Genomic DNA, 23,625 nt, shown 5'->3' with positions numbered 1-23,625 from the left:
GGTCGCCCATCGGTGCCACGATGGGCAGATGAGCACCGGCAGCCTCACGACCACCGACCTCGACGAGCCCGAGGCAGCGTCCGCCGAGGAGACGACGACCGAGGCCGCCGAGGTCAGCTCGTTCACGGCCACCGTCCCGACGCGGCGCGTGCCGGCGCGTGCCTCCAACGGCCGCTTCGTCGGCACCGGCGCACCCGAGGACGAGGGCGAGCTGCCGGCCGACCGCTACCTCGAGCGCGAGCTGTCCTGGCTGCAGTTCAACGAGCGCGTGCTCCAGCTCGCCATGGACCCCGCGGTCCCCCTGCTCGAACGCACCCGGTTCCTCGCGATCTTCTCGAACAACCTCGACGAGTACTTCATGGTGCGCGTCGCCGGCCTCAAGCGCCGCATCGCCACCGGGCTCGCGGTGCGCACGGCCGCAGGTCTCGAGCCGCGCGAGCTCATCGAGCGCATCGCCCGGCTCGCGCACGAGCTCATGCTGCAGCACGCGTCCGTCTTCCAGCACGACGTGCGTCCGGCGCTCGAGGACCAGGGCATCACCATCGTGCGCTGGGACGACCTCGACGACGACGACCGCGAGCCGCTGCACTACTTCTTCGCCGACCGTGTCTTCCCGGTGCTCACCCCGCTGGCCGTCGACCCTGCGCACCCCTTCCCCTACATCTCGGGGCTCTCGCTCAACCTCGCCGTGCTGCTCCAGAACCCCAAGACCGGCAGCGAGCACTTCGCGCGCGTCAAGGTGCCGCCCAGCCTGCCCCGCTTCATCCTCGTCGAGGAGGACGTCGACGCGGAGGTCGAGCGCAAGCGGTTCGTGCCGCTGGAGGACGTCATCGCGAGCCACCTCGACCAGCTCTTCCCCGGCATGATCGTCATGGAGCACTTCTCGTTCCGGGTCACCCGCAACGAGGACCTCGAGGTCGAGGAGGATGACGCCGAGAACCTCCTGACCGCCCTCGAGAAGGAGCTGACGCGGCGCCGCTTCGGCCCGCCGATCCGGCTCGAGGTCGAGGACGAGATCGACCCGAAGGTCCTCGACATGCTCGCGCGCGAGCTGCAGATCAGCGACCGCGAGATCTACCGCCTGCCGACGCCGCTCGACCTGCGGGGCCTGTTCACCATCGCCGACGTCGACCGCAGCGACCTCGAGTTCGCCAAGTTCTTCCCGCGCACCCACCCCGACTTCGCCCCGACCGAGAGCGCCAAGGCCATCGACCTGCTCGCGGCGGTGCGACAGAAGGACGTGCTGGTCCAGCACCCCTACAACTCGTTCTCGACGTCGGTGCAGGCGTTCATCGAGCAGGCGGCGAACGACCCCAAGGTGCTCGCGATCAAGCAGACGCTCTACCGCACCTCGGGCGACTCCCCCATCATCGACGCCCTCATCGACGCCGCCGAGGCGGGCAAGCAGGTGCTCGCGGTCGTCGAGATCAAGGCCCGCTTCGACGAGGTCAACAACATCTCGTGGGCCCGCAAGCTGGAGGAGGCGGGCGTCCACGTCGTCTACGGCGTCGTCGGCCTCAAGACCCACGCGAAGCTCTGTCTCGTCGTGCGCCAGGAGTCCGAGGGCCTCGTGCGCTACTGCCACATCGGCACCGGCAACTACAACCCGAAGACGGCGCGCGTCTACGAGGACTTCGGCCTCTTCACCACGGACCCCCAGGTGGGAGAAGACCTTTCGCGCCTCTTCAACCTCCTCTCCGGCTTCGCGCCCCGCAGCAAGTTCAAGCGCCTGCTCGTCGCGCCCCGCTCGGTGCGCTCGGGCCTCATCGACCTCGTCGACGAGGAGATCGAGCTGCACCGCAACCGGTCGAAGGACGCCCCACCCGGACGCATCGTCTTCAAGGCGAACTCCATCGTCGACGAGGCCACCATCGACGCGCTCTACCGCGCGAGCATGGCCGGGGTGCGCGTCGACATCTGGGTCCGCGGCATCTGTGCCATCCGGCCGGGCGTCGAGGGCCTCTCGGAGAACATCCGCGTGCGGTCGGTCCTCGGGCGCTTCCTCGAGCACTCCCGCGTGTTCTGGTTCGAGCACGGCGGCGACCCGCAGGTCTACATCGGCAGCGCCGACATGATGCACCGCAACCTCGACCGCCGCGTCGAGGCGCTCGTGCGCATCGCCGACCCGGGCCACATCGTCGAGCTGGCCGACCTCATCGACCTCGCGTTCGCCGAGACGACGTCGCGCTGGGACCTCGGGTCCGACGGCCGCTGGGTGCGCCACCACCTCTCCGAGTCGGGCGAGCCGCTCGACGACCTGCAGGAGAAGCTCATCGAGCGCCACGACAAGCGGCGCCGGAAGGCGCGCCGGCGCTGACCGGCATACGGGCACCTGCGACGCGTGGGGCGACCCGCCGGGCCCACGTCGGGCAGACTGGCGCGCGTGGCCTCCGTGATCCCCGCAGCCGGCACCCTGCCCTGGCGCCGCCGTGGCGGACGGCTCGAGGTCGCGCTCGTGCACCGGCCGAAGTACGACGACTGGTCCTGGGCCAAGGGCAAGCTCGACCCCGGTGAGCACCCGAGCGTCGCGGCCGCGCGCGAGACGCTCGAGGAGACCGGTCTCGTCGTGCGTCTCGGCGTGCCCCTCCCGTCGGCGGAGTACCCGGTGCTCGACTCGACCGGGGGTCCCGCGACGAAGCAGGTGCACTACTGGGCCGCGCGGGTCACCGGGGGCACCGGCGTGCTCGAGAACGAGATCGACGAGGTCGCCTGGGTCGACGTGCGCTCGGCGAACGACCGCCTCGACTACGCCCGCGACCGCGAGCAGCTGCTCGCCCTCGTGCGGGCCGAGCGTGCCGGCGAGCTGCGCACGTGGCCCCTTGCCCTCGTGCGGCACGCCAAGGCGGTCCCGCGCGGCAAGTGGGAGCGCGACGACCGCCTCCGCCCGCTGGATGCCGTGGGGCGAGCCCAGGCGGGCACCGTCGCCGCCGTGCTCGGTGCCTACGGGGTCGAGCGAGTCGTGTCGTCCTCGTCGTCCCGCTGCGTCTCGACGGTGGAGCCGTATGCCGTCGGGCGAGGACTGCGGCTGCGCACGCGCGACAGCCTCTCGGAGGAGGGCTTCGCCGAGAGCCACGACGGCGCTCTCGCACAGGTCGAGCGCCTGCTGCGCAAGGGTGACCCGGCGGCGCTGTGCAGCCACGGGCCGGTGCTGCCCACCCTGATCGAGGTGCTCGGCAGCCGGGTCTCGCACTCCGACGACCGTGGTGACGTCGCCGAGCTGCTGCGCCAGGCCGCGGCCGAGTCGATGCGCAAGGGCGAGGTGCTCGTCTGCCACGTCGTCGGCAAGGGTGACGACGCGCGCGTCGTCGACGTGGAGCGCATCGACACCTGAGGGCACGCCGACCAGCTGCCCGAACCCTCCATCGTGGGCGCGTTCCGACTGTCGCGCATCCCGGGCCGGGGCCGCACCCCAAGCCGTCGACCTGCGTTCACCCTCCGTTAACCGCACGTGGACGGCCCGTCACCCAGCGGACCTATCTTCGCGATGGATCAACCGTCCAGCAGCGTCGCTCGACAAGGTCCGCTCCACCTGGTCGACCGACCACCGGAACAACTCCAAGCATCCTTTTCGAGAGGGAACACACTCGTGTCTGTTTCGCGTATCAGCGCTCTCGGCGCCATCGCCCTGTCCGGCGCTCTTGCGCTCTCCGCCTGCGCGTCCGAGAACAACGGCGCCCAGCCCGGCGCGGGTTCGACCGGCGCCGGCGGCACCTCCGCCGGCGCGGGCGACTGCTTCTCCGGCGACCTCAAGGCCGAGGGTTCGTCGGCGCAGAAGAACGCCATCGACGAGGCCATCAAGGCCTACCAGACGGCCTGCGCCGACGCCACGATCGACTACCAGCCCACCGGCTCGGGTGCCGGCATCAAGCAGTTCATCGCCAAGCAGGTCGACTTCGCCGGTTCCGACTCGTCGCTCAAGACCAAGCCCAAGGACGGCGTCATCGAGTCCGACGCGGCCAAGCAGGCCTGTGGCTCCGAGGCCTGGAACCTCCCGATGGTCACCGGCCCGATCGCGATCGCCTACAACGTCAAGGGCGTCGACAAGCTCGTGCTCAACGCCGAGGTCGCCGCGAAGATCTTCGACGGCAAGATCACCACCTGGAACGACCCGGCCATCGCGGCGCTCAACAAGGGCGTCACGCTCCCCTCGACGCCGATCAAGGTCTTCTTCCGCTCCGACGAGTCGGGCACGACCGAGAACTTCACCAAGTACCTCAAGGCCGCCGCGCCCGGCGCCTGGTCCTACGAGACCGGCAAGAAGTGGACCGGCAAGGGCGAGGGCAAGGAGAAGTCGGCCGGCGTCGCCACCGCGACGAAGGGCCAGGACGGCGGCATCACGTACGTCGAGCTCTCCTACGCCCAGCAGAACCAGCTCCCGATGGCCCAGATCGACACGGGCGCCGGCCCCGTCGAGCTGACGGCCGAGTCGGCCGGCAAGACGGTCGCCACCGCCGAGCAGACGGGCACGGGCAACGACCTCGCCCTCAAGATCGACTACGCGACCAAGGAGGCCGGCGCCTACCCGATCGTGCTCGTGACCTACGAGATCGTCTGCTCCAAGTACGCCGACGCCGAGACCGGCAAGAAGGTCAAGGCCTTCCTCAAGTCGTTCGCCTCCGACGAGACGCAGAAGGGCCTCGAGGCCAAGGGCTACGCCCCCCTGCCGGCCGAGGTCGCCGCCAAGGTCAAGACCGCGGTCGACGCGATCTCCTGATCCACCGCCCGGCTGGTCCGGAGCACACCGGACCGGCCCACAACGCAGGGGCGGGCGCCGCACTCGGCGTCCGCCCCTTGCGCCAGTTCTCCCCCGACCAAGGAAGAGGCCCCACGTGTCGACAGTGACAGGTGTATCCGCCGCCGACGAGCTTCCCGGCCCCGACGGCGGCACGCCGCTGCGGGGCGACCGCGCCTCCACCGGACGCCTGGGCGACCGCCTGTTCGGTGGGTTCGCCACGTTCAGCGGCGTCCTCGTCATCGCCATCGTCACCCTCATCGCGGTGTTCCTCGTCGTGCAGGCGATCCCGGCCCTGACGAACAACTCCGAGAACTTCTTCACGAGCCGCGTGTGGGCCCCCGGTGGCGAGAAGCCGGCGTTCGGCGTCCTCGAGTTCCTCTGGACCACCGTCGCCGCCTCGACGATCGCGATGCTGATCGCGGTGCCTGTGGGCGTCGCGGTGGCTCTCTTCCTCACCCAGTACGCCCCGGTGTGGATGCGCCGGCCGGCGGCCGGTCTCGTCGACCTGCTCGCTGCCGTGCCCTCGATCGTCTACGGCCTGTGGGGCCTCATCGTCTTCTTCCCCGTGTGGAAGCCGGTCCAGCAGTGGGTCGAGGACAAGCTCGGCTGGTTCCCGCTCTTCGGCACCGCCGGCATCACCGGCGGCACCATCGCCTTCATCGGTGTGGTGCTCGCGATCATGGTCCTGCCCATCGTCACCGCCCTCTCGCGCGAGGTGTTCGACCAGACGCCCGCCACGCACAAGGAGGGCGCGCTCGCCCTGGGCGCCACCCAGTGGGAGATGATCCGCACGGCGGTGCTGCCCTTCGGCAAGCCCGGCGTCATCTCCGCCGCCATGCTGGCCCTCGGCCGCGCCCTCGGCGAGACGATCGCGGTCACCTTCCTCGTGTCCGCCCTGCCCGACGGCGCCAAGTGGACGTGGTCGCTCTTCAACGGCGGCGAGACCTTCGCCTCCAAGATCGCGAACAACGCGTCCGAGTTCAGCAACCCGAGCAAGACCGGCGCCTACATCGCGGCCGGTCTCGTGCTGTTCGTGTTGACCTTCGTCGTCAACAGCATCGCCCGCATCGTCATCGAGCGCAGGAAGGCCTTCAGCGAATGAGCACGGTGACCGAGAGCCGCGGACCCGCCGACGGCGTCACGCCCGACACCACTCCGCCCGGGGGCAAGGGTGGGCGCGACGTCCTTCGCGAGATGGACAACCCGCACCGCGTCCGCGCCGTCAAGGACGTCGTGGCCAAGGTGGTCATGTGGTTCGCCTTCGCGCTGGCCATGATCCCGCTCGTGTGGATCCTGACGACCGTCGTCGCCAAGGGCGTGCACATGCTCGGCTCCGCCACGTGGTGGACCGGCAACCAGCGCAACATCAACTCCGACGACTTCGGCGGCGGCGCGCGCCACGCCATCGAGGGCACCCTCGAGATGGTCGGCATGACGACCCTCATCGCCGTGCCGATCGGCATCATGACCGCGGTCTACCTCGTCGAGTACGGACGCGGCGGCCTCGCCCGGGCGATCAGCTTCATGGTCGACATCCTCTCGGGCATCCCGTCGATCGTCGCCGGCCTGTTCATCTACGCCGTCGTCGTCACGACCTTCGGCCTGCGCCAGTCGGGCTTCGCCGCCTCGCTGGCCCTCGTGCTGCTCATGATCCCGGTCATCGTGCGGTCCACCGAGGAGATGCTCAAGCTCGTCCCGAACGAGCTGCGCGAGGCCTCGTACGCGCTCGGCGTGCCCAAGTGGGTGACCGTCGTCAAGGTCGTCCTGCGCACGGCGTTCTCGGGCATCATCACCGGCGTGCTGCTCGGCGTCGCCCGCGTCATGGGCGAGACGGCCCCGCTGCTGATCCTCGCCCCGTACACGAAGAACTTCCAGCGGGACCTCTTCAACGGCAACTTCCCCACCCTGCCGATGATGATCAACCAGGACCGTGGTGACCTCGCCCTGCCCGCGGCCGCGGAGCGCATGTGGGGCGCCGCGCTCACCCTGATCCTCCTCGTCCTGCTGCTCAACGTGATCGGCCGCGTGGTCGCCCACTTCAACGCGGTCAAGAAGTAAGAGAAAGAGAAGCCTTCTCATGGCAAAGCGAATCGACGTCAGCGACCTCAACGTCTACTACGGCTCCTTCAAGGCCGTCGAGGGTGTCTCGATGACGGTCGAGCCCCGGTCCGTCACGGCCTTCATCGGCCCTTCGGGCTGCGGCAAGTCGACGTTCCTGCGCACCCTCAACCGCATGCACGAGGTCATCCCCGGCGGCCGCGTCGAGGGCAAGGTCATGCTCGACGACCAGGACCTGTATGCCGCCTCGATGGACCCCGTGACCGTGCGCCGCACCGTCGGCATGGTCTTCCAGCGCCCGAACCCGTTCCCCACGATGTCGATCTACGACAACGTCGCGGCCGGCCTCCGGCTCAACGGCGTCAAGAACAAGAAGACGCTCGACGGCATCGTCGAGAGCTCGCTCAAGGGCGCGAACCTCTGGAACGAGGTCAAGGACCGCCTGAACAAGCCGGGCGCGGGCCTCTCCGGCGGCCAGCAGCAGCGCCTCTGCATCGCCCGCGCCATCGCGGTACAGCCGCAGGTGCTGCTCATGGACGAGCCGTGCTCGGCGCTCGACCCGATCTCGACGCTCGCGATCGAGGACCTCATCAACGAGCTGAAGAACGACTACACGATCGTCATCGTCACCCACAACATGCAGCAGGCAGCGCGCGTCTCCGACCGCACCGCCTTCTTCAACCTCAAGGCGACCGGCGAGCCGGGCCGCCTCGTCGAGGTCGACGACACGACGCGGATCTTCAACAACCCGTCGCAGCAGGCCACCGAGGACTACATCTCCGGCCGTTTCGGCTGACCCGCACGTTCCGCCCCGGCTGGGCCACACCCCACATCGAAAAAGCAATCCGTCCGCCCCTCGCGAGGGTTCACCTCACGTGGAACGCGGACGGATTGCTTTTTCGATGCCGTAGGGGGCTCAGCGGAAGACGGCGGTGATGTACCAGGCGACGACGGCCACGAGGCCGGCGCCGGGGAAGGTCAGCACCCACGCGCCGACGATGTTGCCGGCCACGCCCCAGCGCACCGCGGAGAAGCGCTTCGTGGCGCCGACGCCCATGATCGACGACGTGATGGTGTGGGTCGTCGAGATGGGCGCGCCGAAGGCGAGGCCCGCGACGTAGAGGATCGCCGCCGCCGTGGTCTCGGCCGCGAAGCCCTGCGGGGGCGTCATGTGGATGATGCGCCGACCCAGCGTGCGCATGATGCGCCACCCACCGGCATACGTGCCCAGCGAGATGACGACGGCCGAGAGCACGAGGACCCACAGCGGGATGCTGTCGTCGCCGTGGTGGCCCGAGATGTTGAGCGCGAGCACGACGACGCCCGCCGTCTTGGCGGCGTCCTGCAGACCGTGGCCGAAGGCCATGGCCGCGGCCGACGCCGTCTGCGCCGTGCGGAACCCGCGCGACACGCGGCCGGGGTTGGCGTTGCGGAACATCCAGAGGATGGCCGTCATCACGAGGTAGCCGAGCACCAGTCCGATGATCGGAGAGGCGATCATCGGGATGATGACCTTCTCCCAGATGACGGTCCACTGCACGTTGACACCCGCGACGAGCGCGGCGCCGCCGAGGCCACCGATGAGGGCGTGCGACGACGACGAGGGCAGGCCGAACCACCACGTGAGCAGGTTCCAGCCGATGGCGCCGACGAGTGCCGCCGCGACCAGCCAGAGGCCGTTGACGCCCACCGGCTGCTCGATGATGCCCGAGCCGATGGTCTTGGCCACCTTGGTGCCGAAGAAGGCGCCGAAGAGGTTGGCGACGGCCGCCATGCCGAGCGCCACGCGCGGCGTCAGCGCCCGCGTCGAGACAGAGGTCGCGATCGCGTTCGCCGCGTCGTGGAAGCCGTTGGTGTAGTTGAAGCCCATGGCCAGTGCGATGACCGCACCGACCCCGAGGACGGGGATGGTCGTGTCCATCAGCGGGTCAGGACTCCTTGACCGCGATGCCCTCGACGACGTGGGCCACCTTCTCGAACGCGTCGGCGGCGTTCTCGAACCCGTCGACGATGGCCTTGACCTTGATCACCTCGACGGCATCGTGGGCGTTGTTGAAGAGCGCGGCGACCTGCTTGCGGTGAAGCGAGTCGGCCTGGTTCTCGAGGCGGTTGATCTCGATCCAGTAGCTCTTGAGGTCCTTGAGGGAGCGCAGGCGCGGCATCGCCTCGGCGGTGACCTCGGCCATGCGCGCGAGGATCTCGAACTGGTCGGCCAGGCCCTCGGGGATGTCACCGAGGCGGTAGAGCACGATGAGGTCGGCGGTCTCCTCGATGAAGTCCATGCAGTCGTCGAGGGACGCGGCGAGGTTGTGGATGTCCTCGCGGTCGAACGGCGTGATGAACGAGGTGTTCACCTTGTTGATCAGCTCGTGCGTCGCGTCGTCGGCGGCGTGCTCGAGCTCCTTGAGGCGGTCGGCGACCGCCTGGCGCTTCGAGGGCTCGACCTCGAGGAAGCGGGTCAGCTCCCGGGTCGCCTCGACGAGCAGCTCGGCGGATGAGGTGAAGAGGGTGAAAAAGCTCGTGTCCTGGGGTGTGAGGCGAAAACCCACGAGGTTGCTCCGGTCGATCGGGTGGCTGGTCCGGGGACGATGCTACGGCGTAGGAGCGACCCGGACGCAACCCGGCGGTCATCCGGCGTTCGCCCCGTGTTCGGCAACCGTCGCCGGTGGACCGCCGACAGGCTGGTGGGCCGACGCTCAGGCAGGCGTGCTGCGCGACGGGCTCGCCGCGGCGGCCTCACCCGTGATGCCGAGCAGCTCGTCGACCTCGTCGGGGGTGAAGTGGCGTGGGCTGGACGACGCAGCGACCACCAGGTCGCTCACGAGCTCGATCTCATCGGCCAGTGCGACATCGAGCAGGTCTCCGGAGCGTTCCTCCTCGGGCGTCATGAGATCACTGTAGGCACCTGCGCCGGGGCTCGTGTGGGGAAGGGCCGATCGAGATGGGCGGGCGGCTCGACAGACGCTGGACACGCTACGGACAGACGTGTGACAGCACGCCGACACGCCTCCGACATGCCTCGCGCCGCGCACCCGGGAGCGCCCGTGGACGCGGCGACTCGGGGGAAGAGGTTGCGTCGGGCCGGGAGCGCCTCTCGGCACTGGGCCGCTCGTAGCGGCTGAATTTGGGACCCGGGGCTACCGCGACCCGACGCGCGTCAAGAATAGATCGGCGCGAACGGATCGCCAAAGACGACCGGACGCACGACCGTGTTCCGGGCCACCGCCGGGAGCGGGGCGGCCTCAGTCCAGCGCGTCGGCCCGCCAGAGACGGGCGCAGACGGCGAGGTCGTCGGCCATGACGAGGACGTTGGCGGCCTGTTCGGCACTGTCGTCACCCGACGAGATGTCGGCCCGGCCAGCGGACACGACGCGGCAGAAGGCAGCGGCACGCTCGAGGGCGACGGCGAGGTCGCCCTCGAAGACGCCGCGCATCACCTCGTCGATGACGCGCCCCATCTCCTGCGGGCCGGGTGGCTCGGCGGCGCCGGCGACGGCGTGGTTCGGGCCGGTGAAACGGATGCCGGCGGCATACTCGCGGCTGGCCTCGTCGGGGGCGCGCCGGACCCACTCGCGCAGGACGTAGAGGCGCCACAGGGCGCCGGGCAGGGACCGGGCCGGGCGCTGGGACCACAGCTCGGCCAGGGTCGACAGGCCGATGTCGTCGACGAGCGCGACGAGCTTCTGCGTGACGGCGGGGTCGGCCGCAGCACGACCGGCGTGCACGAGGGCCAGCGCCGTCTCGTGGGCGACGTGGATCTGCTCGGTCGGGTCGTAGGCGGGCCCGTGCGCCTCGAGGGCGGACTCGCTGAAGAAGGCGGGCCGCCGGTGGGCGCGATGCTCGCTCTCGCTCATCCCTGAAGGCTAGCCCCCGCCACCCACGGCACGGATGACGCCGAGACGCCCCAGACCTTGGACAAAGCTGAATTTCTTGTCGAGCCCTTGTGCAATGTTGAGTCTTTGTCTAGGGTTTCGGTGTCGGTCAAGAAAGCGCCGCCGCCCACTCTGGATGGAGCTGACATGACTGACCCGTCGTACGGTCCGCGCAAGGACGCACGTACTCGTGAGCTGATCACCGCGGTCCGCACCTCCTCGTCGGACGCCGAGCGCTCCGAGGCGCTGGAGGCCGTGACCCGCCTGCACATGCCCCTCGCGCGGTCCCTCGCGCACCGCTACTCCGGCAAGGGCCTCGACCGCGAGGACCTCGAGCAGGTCGCCTTTCTCGCGCTGCTCAAGGCGATCCAGCGCTTCGACCTCGACCAGTCGACCGAGTTCGGTGCCTATGCGACGCCGACGATCACCGGGGAGCTGCGCCGCCACTTCCGCGACCACGGCTGGCTCGTCCGCCCGCCGCGCGGCCTGCAGGAGCGCCGCCAGGTCGTCGCCGACACGCGGACCCGGCTCGAGCAGCAGCTCGGCCACGAGCCCGGCGCCGCCGACATCGCCAGCGCCCTCGACCTCACCCTCGACGAGGTCAAGGAGGCGCAGGTCGCCTCGACCAACCTGCGCCCCGCCTCGCTGGACGCCACGACGACCGAGGGTGGGCGCCCGGTGCTCGACCTCGTCGACGCTCGCGCCGACCACGACTCCGACCCCGCCCGCGACGAGGGCATCGTCGTGCGCACCGCCCTGATGCGCCTGCCGGCGCGCGAGCAGCGCATCATCGAGCTGCGCTTCGAGCACGACATGACCCAGGCCGAGATCGCCGACACGATGGGTCTCAGCGCGATGCAGGTCAGCCGCCTGCTGCGCCGCATCCTCGCGGAGCTGCGCGAGCAGCTCGAGTCCGCAGAGCTGCTCAGCGCCTGACGTCCTACCTCGGCCCGGCGGCCCATCACCGGGCCCGGTCGACGTCGACGTGCTGATGGTCTGCCTGTCGGTGGGGTGGTCACCACACCGACAGGCAGACCATCACGCGTTCCACCGCGCGGCGGCTGGCGCGAACGGTCAGCTCGGACGGTCGGCTAGGACGGTCAGTGCTGGTAGGTGCCGTGCAGGATCGCCCTGCCGAGGGTCTTGAACGCGAGGTTGAACGAGACGACCGCAGGCGACGCGGAGTCGTCGACGCCCAGCGTCGGCTCCGACACGGCGTGCACCACGAAGAAGTAGCGGTGCGGCATGTCGCCCTCCGGAGGGGCTGCACCCATGAAGCCCTTGTCGCCGCCGTCGTTGCGCACGTGGAAGGCCTTGCCGGGCAGCGAGCTCGCGGCCGCCCCCGTGTCGAGGGACGTCACGTCGGCCGGCAGGTCGACGAGCACCCAGTGCCAGAAACCGGACGGCGTCGGCGCGTCGGGGTCGAAGCACGTGACGACGTAGCTCTGGGTCCCCTCGGGTGCGCCGCTCCACGACAGCTGGGGCGAGGTGTTGCCCTCGGCAGCGACCTGGTCGTCCTTGAGGGGCGCTCCGTCCGTGACGTCGTCGCTCGTCACCGTGAAGGAAGCCACCCGGGCCAGCAGCTCGTAGGGGTTGGGGGCGACCGGGCGGTCGAGGCTCATGCGGTCCTCCTGCGTCTCGTTGGCACTTGCACCGTACCCGCGCACCCGCACCCGCCGACCCCTCTCGACGCACCGACGTGCGAGCCGTGGACGTCCGAGCACAGGCGGAGCCTGGTGGTTACCCTGAAGACGAACCGGGCAAAAGGGACAGGGGGCCGGGATGCGGGGAGAACACAGGGCACCGCGCAAGACGGGACAGCAGCCAAGACCGACGCAGGATCCCTTGCGCCCCAACGACTTCCCGGTGTTCGCCGTGCGTGAGTGGGCCTCGCGCTTCTACGAGCAGCGACGGCTGGAGCGCGACGGCGCCTGGTGGCGGCTCGCGTGGCCCTTCGGCGTCGCGCTCCTCCTCGGCGCGCTCGCCGGGGCGGTGGCCACGCGCTGGCCGCTCAGGCAGAACGACATGGCTCTTGGCGCCGCCGTCGTCCTCACGGCAGCAGCCGCAGGCGTGTGCGTCGGCGGCATCATCCGCTGGCGTGCAGTCGGCCTGCGCCGCAAGGCCGCCCGGTCACGGCCCGCGACCGTCGACGAGCTGCCGAGCGCCGCCCGCGCCCTGGTGCTCGACTCCCCGCGGCTTCGCTTCCGCCGACCGGCCGACGCTGCGGGCATCGCTGCCGTACGCGACGAGGTGGCGTCCCAGGCGCCGCTGGGCCGGTTCGCAGCGACCGTCCTCGTGTGGGCGCTCGTGGTGGACGACGACGAGGCCACGCTCGAGGACTGGGTCCGCGGGCGCGCGGGCTGAAGCGGCAGAGGAGACCGGCCGCGCCGACCGCCTTTCAGCCGCCGGAACCGAGCGCCCCGACCGCCCTGGCGACGACGAGCAGCGACGTGAGCAGGGCTGCCGTCGCCTCGAGCCCCATGAGGCACTTGGCCCGCGGCGAGAGCGGCATCGTGTCGGTCGGGCTGAACGCGCTGGAGTTCGTCAGCGAGACGTAGAGGTAGTCCACGAAGTGGGGGCGCCAGTTGGTGCTGATGCTCGACCCGGCCGCAACCTCACGCACCGCGTCCTGGTTCTCGTCCTGCGAGAAGCGCCAGTCCGCGGGCGGGAGCCGATCGCGGGTCACGGTCTGTCGGGCCACCGGTCCACCGCGGTCGATCTCCCAGAAGAGCAGCCCGAACCCGATGACGTTGGTCAGCCACACCTGCATCCCCGCCACGAGCAGCGGCATCCCGCCGCGGTCGGAGGCGGAGAGCGACGCGACGAGCATGCCGAGAGCCACGAGGTTCGTCGCGATCACGAGGCACGCCAGCACGATCGACACCGCCCTCGACCAACGGGTCTGGCGCACGAGCCGTCGCGGGTTGGTCACGAGCAGCGCTGCGAGCAGTGCGATCTCGACGACGGGGATCGCCAAGCGAGGGCCGACGAGCAGCGACTCCGGCAGGCCGGCATACGCGACGGCTGCCACGACCACTGCAGCGGCAGGCGGGAGCCGGTTCTCGCCGCGGCTCGACCGCGGCTCCCGGCGGTGACGGGACGGGGTGCGAGGCATGCGCTCAAGGTAGCCCGGCAACCATGGACCGAGGCTTGCGCGCGCCGAGGAGCGACCTCATCCTTGGACCGTGGACCGCACGGACGAGATGAGGGCCCTGGCCGACGTGCAGGCGCGTCTGCAGGCGCGCTTCCCCGACCTCGACTCCGAGGTGGTCGAGGCGGCCGTGCGTCTCTCGCACTCGAAGCTCACCGGACGGGTGCGCGACTTCGTGCCCGTGCTGGTCGAGCACGCCGCCCGCGACCGTCTCGCCTTCGCCGCCCGGGAGGGTGACAACGACACCCTGCGCGACATCGACCCGGGGGCGCCGCCGGCGCCCGCGACCACGGACCCGCATGGTCAGTCCGCGGACTGAGGCCCGCGTCGACCTCTGGCTCCGCGCACCTGACGCCGCCACGCGCGGCGAGGCGCCCGACGTGGACGTACTCGACGTGGTGGAGCTCCAGCGCTGGCAGCGCTTCAGGCACGTCGAGAGCGCCCGGTCGTATGCCGCAGCGCATGCTCTGGCACGCAACGAGATCGGGCGCCTGCTGGGCCGCGAGCCTTCGTCGCTCCGGTTCGACCGGACGTGCGCCACCTGCGGCGCGCCACACGGTCGACCGCGCCTGCTCGACGACCCCGCACTGCACCTCTCCCTGAGCCGCACGCCCGACCTCGTCGCGCTCGCGGTGTCGCGCTCCGGCCCGGTCGGCGTCGACGTCGAGCGGCGACAGGCGGCCTCGTTCGACGGGTTCGCCGAGGTCGCGCTCCATCCCGGGGAACGGGCCACCGGCGCAGTGGCGGTGTCGCCCGACGGTGCGGTCGCCTGGGTGCGCAAGGAGGCAGCGCTCAAGGCTCTGGGGGTGGGGCTGCGGGTCGACCCGGCGAGCATGCGCACCCCGACCGAGGGGCAGGCGGGCGAGGTCGTCGCCGGGCTGCCGCCCGTCACGCTCGTCGACGTGCGGCCAGAGCCCGATCCGGCCGGACACGCGGTGGCGGTCGCGCTGGTCGGCAGCGGCGCGCCCCTCGTGGTGCGCCGGCACTGACCCGGACGAGCGGCAATACCGAAGGAGCACTGTCCCCGAACGAGCACTGGTCCCCGGCGACCCGAGGCCGCAGGCGTCAGGGCCGCGCGTCCAGCGGAGGCAGCGGCTCGGTCCACAGCCACGCCTCGAGGAGTCGCCGCACCTCGTCGCGTCCGTCGTCACCGAGGCCCCTCGAGGCGTGCGCCTCGGCGAGCGCGACGAAGTCCTCCGTGGTCACCGACCCGTGCCGATACGTCGCCACCCAGTCGCGCACCAGGGCGAAGAAGACCCCGTCACCGAGTCGTCTCCGCAACGCGTGCAGGGTCAGGGCTCCGCGCTTGTACACGCGGTCGTCGAACATCAGGTCGGGCCCCGGATCGGCCAGGACGAGGTCCTGCGGCAGTCGCAGCAGCCGCGCCCAGTGCGTCGTGGCGTTGAGGTGGGCGGACACACCGTCGGCGTGCTCGGCCCAGAGCCACTCGGCGTAGCAGGCGAAACCCTCGTTGAGCCAGATGTCGGCCCACGTGGCGGTCGTCAGGCTGTTGCCGAACCACTGGTGGGCGAGCTCGTGGGCCACGAGCCGCTCGTGTCGACGGTTGCCGTCGAGCCAGTTCGGGCCGAACGTCGCGAGCGCGTGCGCCTCGAGCGGGATCTCGAGGTCGTCCGCCGTGACGACGACGGTGTAGTCGTCGAACGGGTAGTCACCGAAGAGCTCACCGAAGTGGAACGTCATCCGGGGCAGCCGGCCGAGGTCGTGCATCACCGGCCGTTCGCACGCGGCCGGCATCGCGACCCTCACCGGCACGACTGCCGGGCCGAGCTCACGGTGCACGTAGCGGCCGACGTGCACGGTGGCGAGGTAGGTGGCCATCGGCACGTCCTGCACGAAGACCCGTCGGGTGCGGCTGCCGCGCACCCGGGTCGAGACCAGGGCGCCGGTCGCGACCACGTCGAAGGGCGAGTCGCACTCGAACGACAGGCGGTAGGTCGCCTTGTGCCGTGGGTGGTCGTTGCAGGGGAACCAGGTCGGCGCCCCGTTCGGCTGGGCGGCCACGAGCGCGCCCTCGGTGAGCTCCTCCCAGCCGACGTCGCCCCAGCGCGTCGACACGGGACCGGGCGTGCCGGCATACGTGATCGCGACCTGCGTGCGCTCTCCGCGCGTCAGCGGGGAGGCGGGGGTCACGACGAGGCGGGCTCCGCGGTGCGCCCAGCGAGCGGGGGCGCCGCCGACGGAGACCTTGCTGACGCGCAGTCCGACGAGGTCGACGACCAGGCGTCGGGTGTCGCGGGCCACGCGGACGTCGAGCACCGCCCGGCCGGACAGCCGGTTGCTCGAGACCTTGTAGTCGAGGTCGAGGTCGTAGTGGGTGACCACGTATGCCGGGTCGCCCCGGTCGGGCGTGTAGGGGTCGGCGAGCGCGCGGGCCTCGTGGGTGACGCCACCACCCATCAGGCGAGGCTCCCGGCGGTGCCGGCCGGCTGTCCCTGCGGGGCCGAGGCTCCCGTCGCTCCCGTCCACGGCGCGATCGGGTTGCCGGTCCAGCGCGTGCCGTCGGGGACGGCTTCGCCACGCAGCACGAGCGACCCGGGGCCGACGGTGGCGCCGCTCCCGATGGTCGCTGCGGGGAGGATGACCCCGTTGGGGCCGAGCGTGGCGCAGTCCTCGAGCGTGACCGTGTCCATGCTCATGATTCGATCATGGAAGAGGTGGGTCTGGAGGACGCAGCCGCGGTTGACCGTGGCGCCCTCACCGAGGGTCACGAGGTCGGCCTCGGGCAGCCAGTACGTCTCGCACCAGACGCCGTGCCCGATCGTGGCGCCGAGGGTGCGCAGCCACACGTTGATGGCCGGGGTGCCGGTCGCCGTCCACGCGAACCACGGGCCGGCCACCATCTCGACGAAGGTGTCGACCACCTCGTTGCGCCACACGAACGGGCTCCACAGCGGGTGCTCCACGGCGCCGATGCGCCCGACGACGACCCACTTCGCCAGGGTCGTGACGGCAGCGGCGACGGCGCCGGCCGCGGCGAGCACGACCCCGCCGAGGGCGGCCGTACCGGCCAGCCCGACCTTCGACGTGAGCCACCCCAGGGCGGCGAGGACGGTGACCGCGATGGCGACGGTGACCATGACGGGGACGATGCGGCACAGCTCGACCAGTCCGCGAAACACCTTGAGCCTCAACGGTGGAGCGAACGTGCGCTCGTCATCGGAGCCCTGCGGGGGCCGGCGCAGGCGCACGGGTGGGCTGCCGAGCCAGCTCGACCCCGCCTTGGACTTCTGGGGTGCGGCCGAGAGCACGGCGACGAGGCCGTGCTTGGGCACGCGCCGGCCGGGTGCCGCCATGCCGCTGTTGCCGAGGAAGGCCCGCTTGCCGATCTTCGCCGGGCCGATGCGCACCCACCCGTGGGCGAGCTCGTAGCCGGCGACCATCGTGTCGTCGGCGAGGAAGGCTCCGTCGGCGACCGTCGTCATCGAGGGCAGCAGGAGCACCGTCGACGCCTCGACGTCACGCCCGACGCGGGCTCCCAGCAGCCGCAGCCACGTCGGGGTGACGAGGCTCGCGTAGATCGGGAAGAGGAGTGTGCGGGCCTGGTCGAGCAGCCGCTCGGTGGACCAGACCTGCCAGCCGACGCGGCTGCGCACGGGGTAGCAGCCCTCGCGCAGGCCCAGCCCGAGCAGGCGGACGAGCACGACGGTGAGCAGCGCCAGCCCGAGGAGTCCCAGCACGGTCACGACGGGCACGGCCGCGTATGCCGCCGCGGCCGCCTCCGTGCCCGTGCGCGCCCGGGCGACCGCTCCCCCGACGAGCACGACGCCGGGCAGCAGGGCCAGGAACGGCAGGATCGAGAGGAGCCCGCCCGACAGGCCGTAGACGGCGACCCAGGCCGGCGCGTTGGGTGGTCGCTCGGCGGGCCACGCGGTGTGGCTCGGTCGGTCAACGCGCTCCGCCGGGGAGCCCGCGACGACGCGCCCGGGCCGCACCGAGCGGAGCACGGTGGAGCCGGCCTCGACCACGGCGTCGCGGCCGATGTGGACGTCCGGGCCGATGGTGCTGCGCGCGCCGACGACGGCGTCGCGACCGATGTGGACCGGCCCGACGTGCAGCAGGTCCCCGTCGATCCAGTAGCCGGAGAGGTCGACCTCGGGCTCGATGCTCGCGCCCGCGCCGATGGTGAGCATGCCGGTGACCGGCGGCACCGAGTGCAGGTCGACGCCGGGGCCGATGGAGGCGCCGAGCAGCCTTGCGTAGTAGACAATCCACGGCGCACCGGCCATCGTGATGGCGCCCATCGCGTCGGCGAACCGCTCGGCGGCCCAGAGCCGCGTCTGCACGACGCCGCCGCGCGGGTAGGTGCCCGGCTTGAGGCCGGCGAGCAGCACCCGGGCGGCCAGCGCCGAGAGGCCCATCCGCCCGAGCGGCGTGATGAACGCCAGCCAGCCGACGGCGAGGACCCACCACGACACGGGCACCGACCACAGCACGAGTCCGGCGAGGCGACCGAGCTCGGTGAGGGTCGCGAGCGCCACGAGCCACTGGAGTCCCTTCACGGTGAGCAGCACGACGGAGACGAGGATCTGCACGAGCTGGCTGCGCCGGGGGATGCGGCGCACGGTGCGGCCGCCGCCCGAGCCGTCCGCCGGGACCATGGTCTCGAGCAGCTCGGCCTGCGCGCCGAGACGTGGGTGGGCGTGGATGTCGGCGACGGTGACGGTCGGGTAGCGCTTTCGCACGATGGAGACGAGCTGTGCCGACGAGAGGCTGCCGCCACCGTGGTCGAAGAAGTCGGCGTCCTCCGAGCGCACGTCGGTGCCGAGCACGGCGGCCCAGTTGCTCGCCAGCCACGCCGCCGTGCCCGTGAGGGGGCTGGGCTCGTCGTCGTCGGCGGCGCCCGGCAGGGGCCACGGCAGCGCTGCACGGTCGACCTTCCCGGAGGTGCGGGTGGGCAGGTCGTCCGTCACGGCGAGCACCGGAACGAGCGCCGCCGGCAGCTCCTCGTGCAGCCGGGCGAGCGCGTCGGTGCGGTCGAACGCGTCGGGAGCCTCGGGGACGACGTAGCCGACGAGCACCTGCGTTCCGGCCGTGGTCGTCTTGACCGCCGCGGCGGCGCCGGTCACCCCGGGCAGCCCCTGCAGCGCCGCATCGACCTCACCGAGCTCGATCCGCCGGCCGCCGAGCTTGACCTGCTCGTCGGCCCGGCCGACGAACACCAGCCCCTCGGGATCGTTGACGACGAGGTCGCCCGACCGGTACGCCCGCTCCCACCCGAGGGTGGGCATCGGCGCGTACTTCTCGGCGTCCTTGGCCGGGTCGAGGTAGCGCGCCAGCCCGACGCCGCCGATGATCAGCTGCCCGGTCTCCCCCGGCGGCACCGGCTGCTCGTCCGGGCCGACGACGGCGAGATCCCACCCATCGAGCGGCAGACCGATGCGGATCGGTGCGCTGCCGTCGAGCCGGGCGCCGCACGCGACGACGGTCGCCTCCGTCGGTCCGTAGGTGTTCCAGACCTCGCGGTCCGGGGCGACGAGGCGCGCGGCCAGGTCGGGCGGGCACGCCTCCCCGCCGAAGATGAGCAGGCGCACGGGCTCGAGCGCCTCAGCCGGCCACAGCGCCGCCAGGGTGGGGACCGTCGACACGATCGTCACGTCCTGCGCCACGAGCCACGGGCCGAGGTCCATGCCGGTGCGGACGAGGCTGCGGGGCGCAGGCACCAGGCAGGCGCCGTGGGCCCACGCCAGCCACATCTCCTCGCACGACGCGTCGAAGGCGACAGAGAGACCGGCGAGCACGCGGTCACCGGGTCCGATCGGGTTGTCCTGCAGGAACATCCGCGACTCAGCGTCGACGAAGGCCGCCGCAGAGCGGTGCGACACGGCGACGCCCTTGGGCACGCCGGTCGACCCGGACGTGAAGATGACCCACGCGTCGTCGTCGACGGCCACCTCCGGCAGGGCGGAAGCAGGTCGGGCCGTCTCGGCGCCCGCGGAGCCGGGCGAAGGGGTGGGCCGCTCGGCCAATGGCGACCTCGCCACGGGGCGACGTCCCTTCGCCCCCGGCACCGAGATCTGGCGGCGGGCGCCGACGACAGCCGCGACGGCCGCCTCCGAGAAGACGAGGTCGGCGCGCTCCTGCGGGTCGTCGACATCGACCGGGACATAGGCCGCACCCGCATGGAGGATGCCGAGGATGGCGACGTAGAGGTCGGTCGTCCCCGAGGGCACTCTCACCCCGACCCGGTCGCCCCGGCGTACGCCCGCGGCGACCAGGTCGGCAGCCATCCGCACCGCCTGTCCGGTCAGCTGGGCGTAGGTGAGCACGGTGTGGGTGTCGTCGAGGGCGGGGGCGTCGGGGTGCCGCGCCGTGACGTCGGCCAGCACGTCCACCAGGGTGCGCGGCGGGGCAGCACGGCCACCGGCCAGCAAGGGGTCCAACACGCGTTCTCCTCCGAGGTCGACGCCCGGGCGACACCGGGCCTCACGGTGAACGTATCGCCGCCGGGTGAACGCACGGTGTGCTGCCCCGTGCCGGTTTCACGGTTCCCCGATCCGTCTCGCGGCGGCCCACCCGACCCGCCGGGACCGCGTACCCCGTCGGGTGGGCCCACGCGCCTGGTCGACGCGGTGCGGCCGGACGCACGCGGCTGCGGCATACTGGCCGGGCGGCCAGCAGCGCCGCCCCGGGCCTCTAGCTCAGTCGGTAGAGCATCGGACTTTTAATCCGCCGGTCGTCGGTTCGAGCCCGACGGGGCCCACCACCGCTCGCGGTGCGCGCTCACGCCAGGAGTGCGCGGTGCACCGTGCATCCCTGACGGCAAGCCGCACCTCTGCCGGAAGGGGTGGTGCCTGCGTCGAGACCGGTGACGCAGGGGTCGCCGGTGACACAGGGGCAAGACGCTGTTCGCGGCCGTGACGGGGAAGGCACACGACGGGGCGGCTCACGGCGGCACGCGGAGCTGCAGTTGGGCTCAGTCCTCGACGACCGTCGTCATCACCCAGTCCCGCACTTCGGGCATGTCCTCGAGGTTCTCGACGATGTATGCCGCGTGCTCGGCCAGCTGCGACTCGCACCACTCCTTGACCTCGCTGGAGCCCCTCACCTGGCGCCCCGCGTTGTTGATGGCGTCCATGACCAGGTGGTAGCGGTCGACCTCGTTGCGCACCACCATGTCGAAGGGCGTCGTCGTCGTGCCCTCCTCGCTGAAGCCGCGCACGTGGAAGCGGTCCGCGTCTGGCCGGCCGTGGACGAGCTGGTGGATCGCGCCGTGGTAGCCGTGGAACGCGAACACGACGTCGACGTGGTCGGTGAACAGCTCGCCGAAGCGCACGTCGTCCATGCCGTGCGGGTGGCTGCGAGGTCGCGCGAGACTCATGAGGTCCACGACGTTGACGACGCGAACCCGTAGCTGCGGCAAGCGTTCCCGGAGGATCTGCGCAGCCGCGACGACCTCCATGGTGACGACGTCTCCTGCGCAGGCGAGCACGACGTCGGGGTCGCGGTCGCCGTCGTCGTTGCCGGCCCAGTCCCAGGTGCCTGCGCCGCGCGCGCAGTGATCGACGGCCTCGTCGATGGTCAGCCACTGGGGCTGCGGCTGCTTGTCGATGACGACCAGGTTGACGTAGTTCTTCGACCTGAAGCAGTGATCCGCCACGGAGAGAAGGCAGTTGGCGTCCGGCGGCAGGTAGATGCGCGACACGTCACCCTTGGCGTTGAGCACGGTCTGGATGAGACCCGGGCCCTGGTGCGAGAAGCCGTTGTGGTCGTTGCGCCACGCCGTCGACGTCAGCAGGATGTTGAGGCTGGGCACCTTGGCCCGCCAGTCGAGCCGGTTGGCCTCCTGCAGCCACTTGCAGTGCTGCACCGTCATCGAGGCACTCACCATCGCGAAGGCCTCGTAGGTCGCGAAGAGCCCGTGCCGGCCGGTCAGGTTGTAGCCCTCGAGCCAGCCGTGGCAGTTGTGCTCCGAGAGCACCTCCATGACCCGACCCTCGTGCGAGAGCTGCACATCGTCGTCGGTGACCCGCTCGGCCGTCATGCGGTCGGAGACGTCGAAGACCGCGCCGACCCGGTTGCTGTTCGTCTCGTCGGGGCTGAAGAGCCGGAAGGTCGTCGGGTTGCGCACGTAGAGTTCGCGCATCAGCTCGCCGATCGCCCTCGTCGACTCCTCCCGCACGGTCGCGGGCGCGGGCACGTCGCGGGCGAAGTCGCGGAAGTCGGGGATGTCGAGGTCCTTCGTGAGCACTCCGCCGTTCGCGTGCGGCGATGCGCTCATGCGCAGATCTCCTTCCGGGTTCGCTTGCAGCACAGTCGCGCTCGGTGCACCCGAGTCGTCGAACAGCTCCTCGGGTCGGTAGGAACGCATCCACGACTCGAGCTGGGCGAGGTGCTCGGGGTTGTCCTTGACGCCCGACAGCGGCACCTGGTGCGAGCGCCACGTGCCGGTCACCCTGACGCCGTCGACCTCGGCGGGCCCGGTCCAGCCCTTGGGGGTGCGCAGGATGATGAGCGGCCAGCGAGGCCGCCGCGTCATGACCCACCCGTCGGCCCGCGCCTCGGCCTGGATGTCCTTGATCCGGCCGTATGCCGTCGCGAGCGTCCCGGCGAACCGTTCGTGCATGCCGGGCAGGTCGTCACCCTCGACCTCGAGCACCTCGTAGCCGTGCCCCTCCAGCAGGGCACGGACCTCGGCGGGGTCCTTGCGGCCGAGCACGGTGGGCCCGGCGATCTTGGCGCCGTTGAGGTGCAGCACCGGGAGCACCGCGCCGTCGCGGCGGGGGTTGAGGAACGAGATGCCCTTCCACGAACCCTCGAGGGGGCCGGTCTCGGCCTCCCCGTCGCCGACGACTGCGAGCGCCAGCAGGTCGGGGTTGTCCATGACGGCACCGAAGGCGTGCATCAGGACGTAGCCCAGCTCGCCGCCCTCGTGGATGGATCCCGGGGTGGTCACCGAGACGTGGCTCGGGATGCCGCCGGGCGCGGAGAACTGACGGAAGAGCCGCCTGACTCCTTCCGCGTCGCACGTCACCTTCGGGTAGGTCTCGGAGTACGTGCCCTCGAGGTAGCCGGCGGCGACCAGGGCGGGACCGCCGTGCCCCGGGCCGGTGAGGTAGATCGTCTGCTGACCCGTGTGCCGGATGACCCGCGACAGGTGTGTGTAGACGAACGAGAGGCCGGGGCTCGTGCCCCAGTGGCCGAGCAGCCGCGGCTTGATGTGCTCTGGCCGCAGGGGCTCTCGCAGCAGCGCGTTGTCCTGCAGGTAGATCTGGCCGATGGTGAGGTAGTTGTTGGCCCGCCACCAGGCGTCCATCGCCGCGATCTCCTCGGCGGTGGGAGCCGGAACGGTCGTCTGATGCGTCGTCGGGGTCGTCACGTCTGGCGCCTCTCGAGTGAGCGGAAACGTTCGTCCCGTCGAGACTCACGGAACCCGGGCGTGCTGGCAAGGGGACGAACGCCCCGGCACCCCAGCCGGGCGGCATACGCCCACGGGACAGCAGTGGGCCGGTCCCCCGTGAAGAGACCGGCCCACCCCACTCCGGAAGATCAGCGGTCGAGGGCGTCCTTGACGTCCTTGCCCGCGTCCTTGAGCTGCTCACCCCGCTGCTTGAGGTCCGCCGAGGCCTGGTCACGCTCGCCCTCGGCCTCGAGTCGCTCGTTGTCGGTGACCTTTCCGGCGGCTTCCTTGGCCTTGCCCTTGAGGTCCTCGCCCATGTTCCTGGCCTTGTCCTCAACACCCATGTCGGGCTCCTTTCGCCAACGATCGGATACCTCTGCCCCTACCCGCTCCGCCACCATCCTCACCACCCGTCCACGTACGGGCCGGCGCCGACCGTCGTCGGTGCCCT

General features: G+C 71.1%; 20 protein-coding genes and 1 tRNA gene. 11 read left to right on the top strand and 10 right to left on the bottom strand.

Going from position 1 to position 23,625, the window contains the following annotated elements:
• Positions 1 to 28 precede the first annotated feature (28 nt).
• The 6 genes from ACYVNR_RS04425 (at position 29) to pstB (ending at position 7,589) form a co-directional block, all read left to right on the top strand.
• Positions 29 to 2,317 (top strand): RNA degradosome polyphosphate kinase, encoded by a 2,289-nt coding sequence (locus ACYVNR_RS04425; RefSeq protein ID WP_461046835.1) that lies wholly within the window; start codon positions 29 to 31, stop codon positions 2,315 to 2,317.
• Positions 2,318 to 2,383: 66 nt separating this feature from the next.
• On the top strand, positions 2,384 to 3,331 hold the full coding sequence (locus ACYVNR_RS04420; RefSeq protein WP_045190947.1) for an NUDIX hydrolase: 948 nt from the start codon (positions 2,384 to 2,386) through the stop codon (positions 3,329 to 3,331).
• A gap of 255 nt (positions 3,332 to 3,586) precedes the next feature.
• Positions 3,587 to 4,714 carry a phosphate ABC transporter substrate-binding protein PstS gene (pstS, locus tag ACYVNR_RS04415; protein WP_461046833.1) on the top strand — a complete coding sequence of 376 codons (1,128 nt, stop codon included), beginning with the start codon at positions 3,587 to 3,589 and terminating at the stop codon, positions 4,712 to 4,714.
• Positions 4,715 to 4,829: 115 nt separating this feature from the next.
• Positions 4,830 to 5,837: a phosphate ABC transporter permease subunit PstC gene (gene pstC, locus ACYVNR_RS04410; protein ID WP_045190949.1), complete on the top strand. Its 1,008-nt coding sequence runs from the start codon at positions 4,830 to 4,832 to the stop codon at positions 5,835 to 5,837.
• On the top strand, positions 5,834 to 6,793 hold the full coding sequence (gene pstA / locus ACYVNR_RS04405; protein WP_045190952.1) for a phosphate ABC transporter permease PstA: 960 nt from the start codon (positions 5,834 to 5,836) through the stop codon (positions 6,791 to 6,793). The genes pstC and pstA overlap by 4 nt, the downstream gene beginning before the upstream one ends.
• A gap of 19 nt (positions 6,794 to 6,812) precedes the next feature.
• Entirely contained in the window at positions 6,813 to 7,589 is a 777-nt protein-coding gene (pstB, locus tag ACYVNR_RS04400) for a phosphate ABC transporter ATP-binding protein PstB (protein WP_045190954.1), read from the top strand.
• Between the two features lie 120 nt (positions 7,590 to 7,709).
• Here pstB and ACYVNR_RS04395 read toward each other — a convergent pair whose 3' ends face one another.
• The 4 genes from ACYVNR_RS04395 to ACYVNR_RS04380 form a co-directional block, all read right to left on the bottom strand.
• A complete protein-coding gene (locus ACYVNR_RS04395; protein WP_458798801.1) occupies positions 7,710 to 8,714 on the bottom strand; it encodes an inorganic phosphate transporter in 1,005 nt (334 codons plus the stop codon).
• Positions 8,715 to 8,721: 7 nt separating this feature from the next.
• A complete protein-coding gene (locus ACYVNR_RS04390; RefSeq protein ID WP_045190956.1) occupies positions 8,722 to 9,342 on the bottom strand; it encodes a DUF47 domain-containing protein in 621 nt (206 codons plus the stop codon).
• 147 nt (positions 9,343 to 9,489) lie between these two features.
• Complete coding sequence (locus tag ACYVNR_RS04385) at positions 9,490 to 9,681, bottom strand: hypothetical protein (RefSeq protein WP_045190957.1); 192 nt, start codon at positions 9,679 to 9,681, stop codon at positions 9,490 to 9,492.
• A 354-nt stretch (positions 9,682 to 10,035) separates the two neighbouring features.
• Positions 10,036 to 10,647 (bottom strand): hypothetical protein, encoded by a 612-nt coding sequence (locus ACYVNR_RS04380; protein ID WP_458798802.1) that lies wholly within the window; start codon positions 10,645 to 10,647, stop codon positions 10,036 to 10,038.
• 165 nt (positions 10,648 to 10,812) lie between these two features.
• On the opposite strand from ACYVNR_RS04380, the gene ACYVNR_RS04375 reads away from it, so the two are divergent.
• Positions 10,813 to 11,601: a sigma-70 family RNA polymerase sigma factor gene (locus tag ACYVNR_RS04375; RefSeq protein WP_052677286.1), complete on the top strand. Its 789-nt coding sequence runs from the start codon at positions 10,813 to 10,815 to the stop codon at positions 11,599 to 11,601.
• Between the two features lie 164 nt (positions 11,602 to 11,765).
• Here the strand turns inward: ACYVNR_RS04375 and ACYVNR_RS04370 are convergent, their stop codons facing one another.
• The gene (locus tag ACYVNR_RS04370; RefSeq protein ID WP_461046828.1) at positions 11,766 to 12,287 is read right to left on the bottom strand and encodes a YbhB/YbcL family Raf kinase inhibitor-like protein; all 522 of its coding nucleotides are present in this window, start codon (positions 12,285 to 12,287) and stop codon (positions 11,766 to 11,768) included.
• Between the two features lie 223 nt (positions 12,288 to 12,510).
• Here ACYVNR_RS04370 and ACYVNR_RS04365 point away from each other — a divergent pair, with 223 nt between their 5' ends.
• A complete protein-coding gene (locus ACYVNR_RS04365) occupies positions 12,511 to 13,029 on the top strand; it encodes a hypothetical protein (RefSeq protein ID WP_461046826.1) in 519 nt (172 codons plus the stop codon).
• Positions 13,030 to 13,063: 34 nt separating this feature from the next.
• Here ACYVNR_RS04365 and ACYVNR_RS04360 read toward each other — a convergent pair whose 3' ends face one another.
• Positions 13,064 to 13,780: a hypothetical protein gene (locus ACYVNR_RS04360; RefSeq protein WP_045190961.1), complete on the bottom strand. Its 717-nt coding sequence runs from the start codon at positions 13,778 to 13,780 to the stop codon at positions 13,064 to 13,066.
• A 70-nt stretch (positions 13,781 to 13,850) separates the two neighbouring features.
• Here ACYVNR_RS04360 and ACYVNR_RS04355 point away from each other — a divergent pair, with 70 nt between their 5' ends.
• Positions 13,851 to 14,135, top strand: coding sequence for a three-helix bundle dimerization domain-containing protein (locus tag ACYVNR_RS04355; RefSeq protein WP_045190963.1), 285 nt, complete (start codon positions 13,851 to 13,853; stop codon positions 14,133 to 14,135).
• Between the two features lie 61 nt (positions 14,136 to 14,196).
• Entirely contained in the window at positions 14,197 to 14,805 is a 609-nt protein-coding gene (locus ACYVNR_RS04350; RefSeq protein ID WP_461046824.1) for a 4'-phosphopantetheinyl transferase family protein, read from the top strand.
• Positions 14,806 to 14,881: 76 nt separating this feature from the next.
• On the opposite strand, the gene ACYVNR_RS04345 is transcribed toward ACYVNR_RS04350, so the two are convergent.
• Together ACYVNR_RS04345 and ACYVNR_RS04340 are read right to left on the bottom strand one after the other, a co-directional pair.
• On the bottom strand, positions 14,882 to 16,234 hold the full coding sequence (locus tag ACYVNR_RS04345) for a M1 family metallopeptidase (RefSeq protein WP_461046822.1): 1,353 nt from the start codon (positions 16,232 to 16,234) through the stop codon (positions 14,882 to 14,884).
• Positions 16,234 to 20,220, bottom strand: coding sequence for a Pls/PosA family non-ribosomal peptide synthetase (locus tag ACYVNR_RS04340; protein ID WP_461046820.1), 3,987 nt, complete (start codon positions 20,218 to 20,220; stop codon positions 16,234 to 16,236). Before ACYVNR_RS04340 ends, ACYVNR_RS04345 begins: the two co-directional genes overlap by 1 nt.
• Positions 20,221 to 20,464: 244 nt before the next feature.
• On the opposite strand from ACYVNR_RS04340, the gene ACYVNR_RS04335 reads away from it, so the two are divergent.
• A tRNA-Lys gene (locus ACYVNR_RS04335) sits at positions 20,465 to 20,540 on the top strand.
• A gap of 210 nt (positions 20,541 to 20,750) precedes the next feature.
• Here the strand turns inward: ACYVNR_RS04335 and ACYVNR_RS04330 are convergent.
• Together ACYVNR_RS04330 and ACYVNR_RS04325 are read right to left on the bottom strand one after the other, a co-directional pair.
• Positions 20,751 to 23,153 (bottom strand): phosphoketolase family protein, encoded by a 2,403-nt coding sequence (locus ACYVNR_RS04330; RefSeq protein ID WP_461046818.1) that lies wholly within the window; start codon positions 23,151 to 23,153, stop codon positions 20,751 to 20,753.
• A 170-nt stretch (positions 23,154 to 23,323) separates the two neighbouring features.
• On the bottom strand, positions 23,324 to 23,518 hold the full coding sequence (locus ACYVNR_RS04325) for a CsbD family protein (RefSeq protein WP_458802838.1): 195 nt from the start codon (positions 23,516 to 23,518) through the stop codon (positions 23,324 to 23,326).
• Positions 23,519 to 23,625 lie beyond the last annotated feature (107 nt).

It is taken from the genome of Terrabacter koreensis (assembly GCF_054783315.1).
The sequence above is the reverse complement of the archived record's forward strand: the minus strand, read 5'-3'. Positions and strand labels throughout refer to the sequence as shown.

What these genes read in the sequence shown, in the direction of transcription:
- ACYVNR_RS04425 (WP_461046835.1), top strand. Translation starts at nt 29, where the DNA reads ATGAGCACCGGCAGCCTCACGACCACCGACCTCGACGAGCCCGAGGCA.
- pstA (WP_045190952.1), top strand. Translation starts at nt 5,834, where the DNA reads ATGAGCACGGTGACCGAGAGCCGCGGACCCGCCGACGGCGTCACGCCC.
- pstB (WP_045190954.1), top strand. Translation starts at nt 6,813, where the DNA reads ATGGCAAAGCGAATCGACGTCAGCGACCTCAACGTCTACTACGGCTCC.
- ACYVNR_RS04395 (WP_458798801.1), bottom strand. Translation starts at nt 8,714, where the DNA reads ATGGACACGACCATCCCCGTCCTCGGGGTCGGTGCGGTCATCGCACTG.
- ACYVNR_RS04385 (WP_045190957.1), bottom strand. Translation starts at nt 9,681, where the DNA reads ATGACGCCCGAGGAGGAACGCTCCGGAGACCTGCTCGATGTCGCACTG.
- ACYVNR_RS04380 (WP_458798802.1), bottom strand. Translation starts at nt 10,647, where the DNA reads ATGAGCGAGAGCGAGCATCGCGCCCACCGGCGGCCCGCCTTCTTCAGC.
- ACYVNR_RS04375 (WP_052677286.1), top strand. Translation starts at nt 10,813, where the DNA reads ATGACTGACCCGTCGTACGGTCCGCGCAAGGACGCACGTACTCGTGAG.
- ACYVNR_RS04370 (WP_461046828.1), bottom strand. Translation starts at nt 12,287, where the DNA reads ATGAGCCTCGACCGCCCGGTCGCCCCCAACCCCTACGAGCTGCTGGCC.
- ACYVNR_RS04360 (WP_045190961.1), bottom strand. Translation starts at nt 13,780, where the DNA reads ATGCCTCGCACCCCGTCCCGTCACCGCCGGGAGCCGCGGTCGAGCCGC.
- ACYVNR_RS04345 (WP_461046822.1), bottom strand. Translation starts at nt 16,234, where the DNA reads ATGGGTGGTGGCGTCACCCACGAGGCCCGCGCGCTCGCCGACCCCTAC.
- ACYVNR_RS04325 (WP_458802838.1), bottom strand. Translation starts at nt 23,518, where the DNA reads ATGGGTGTTGAGGACAAGGCCAGGAACATGGGCGAGGACCTCAAGGGC.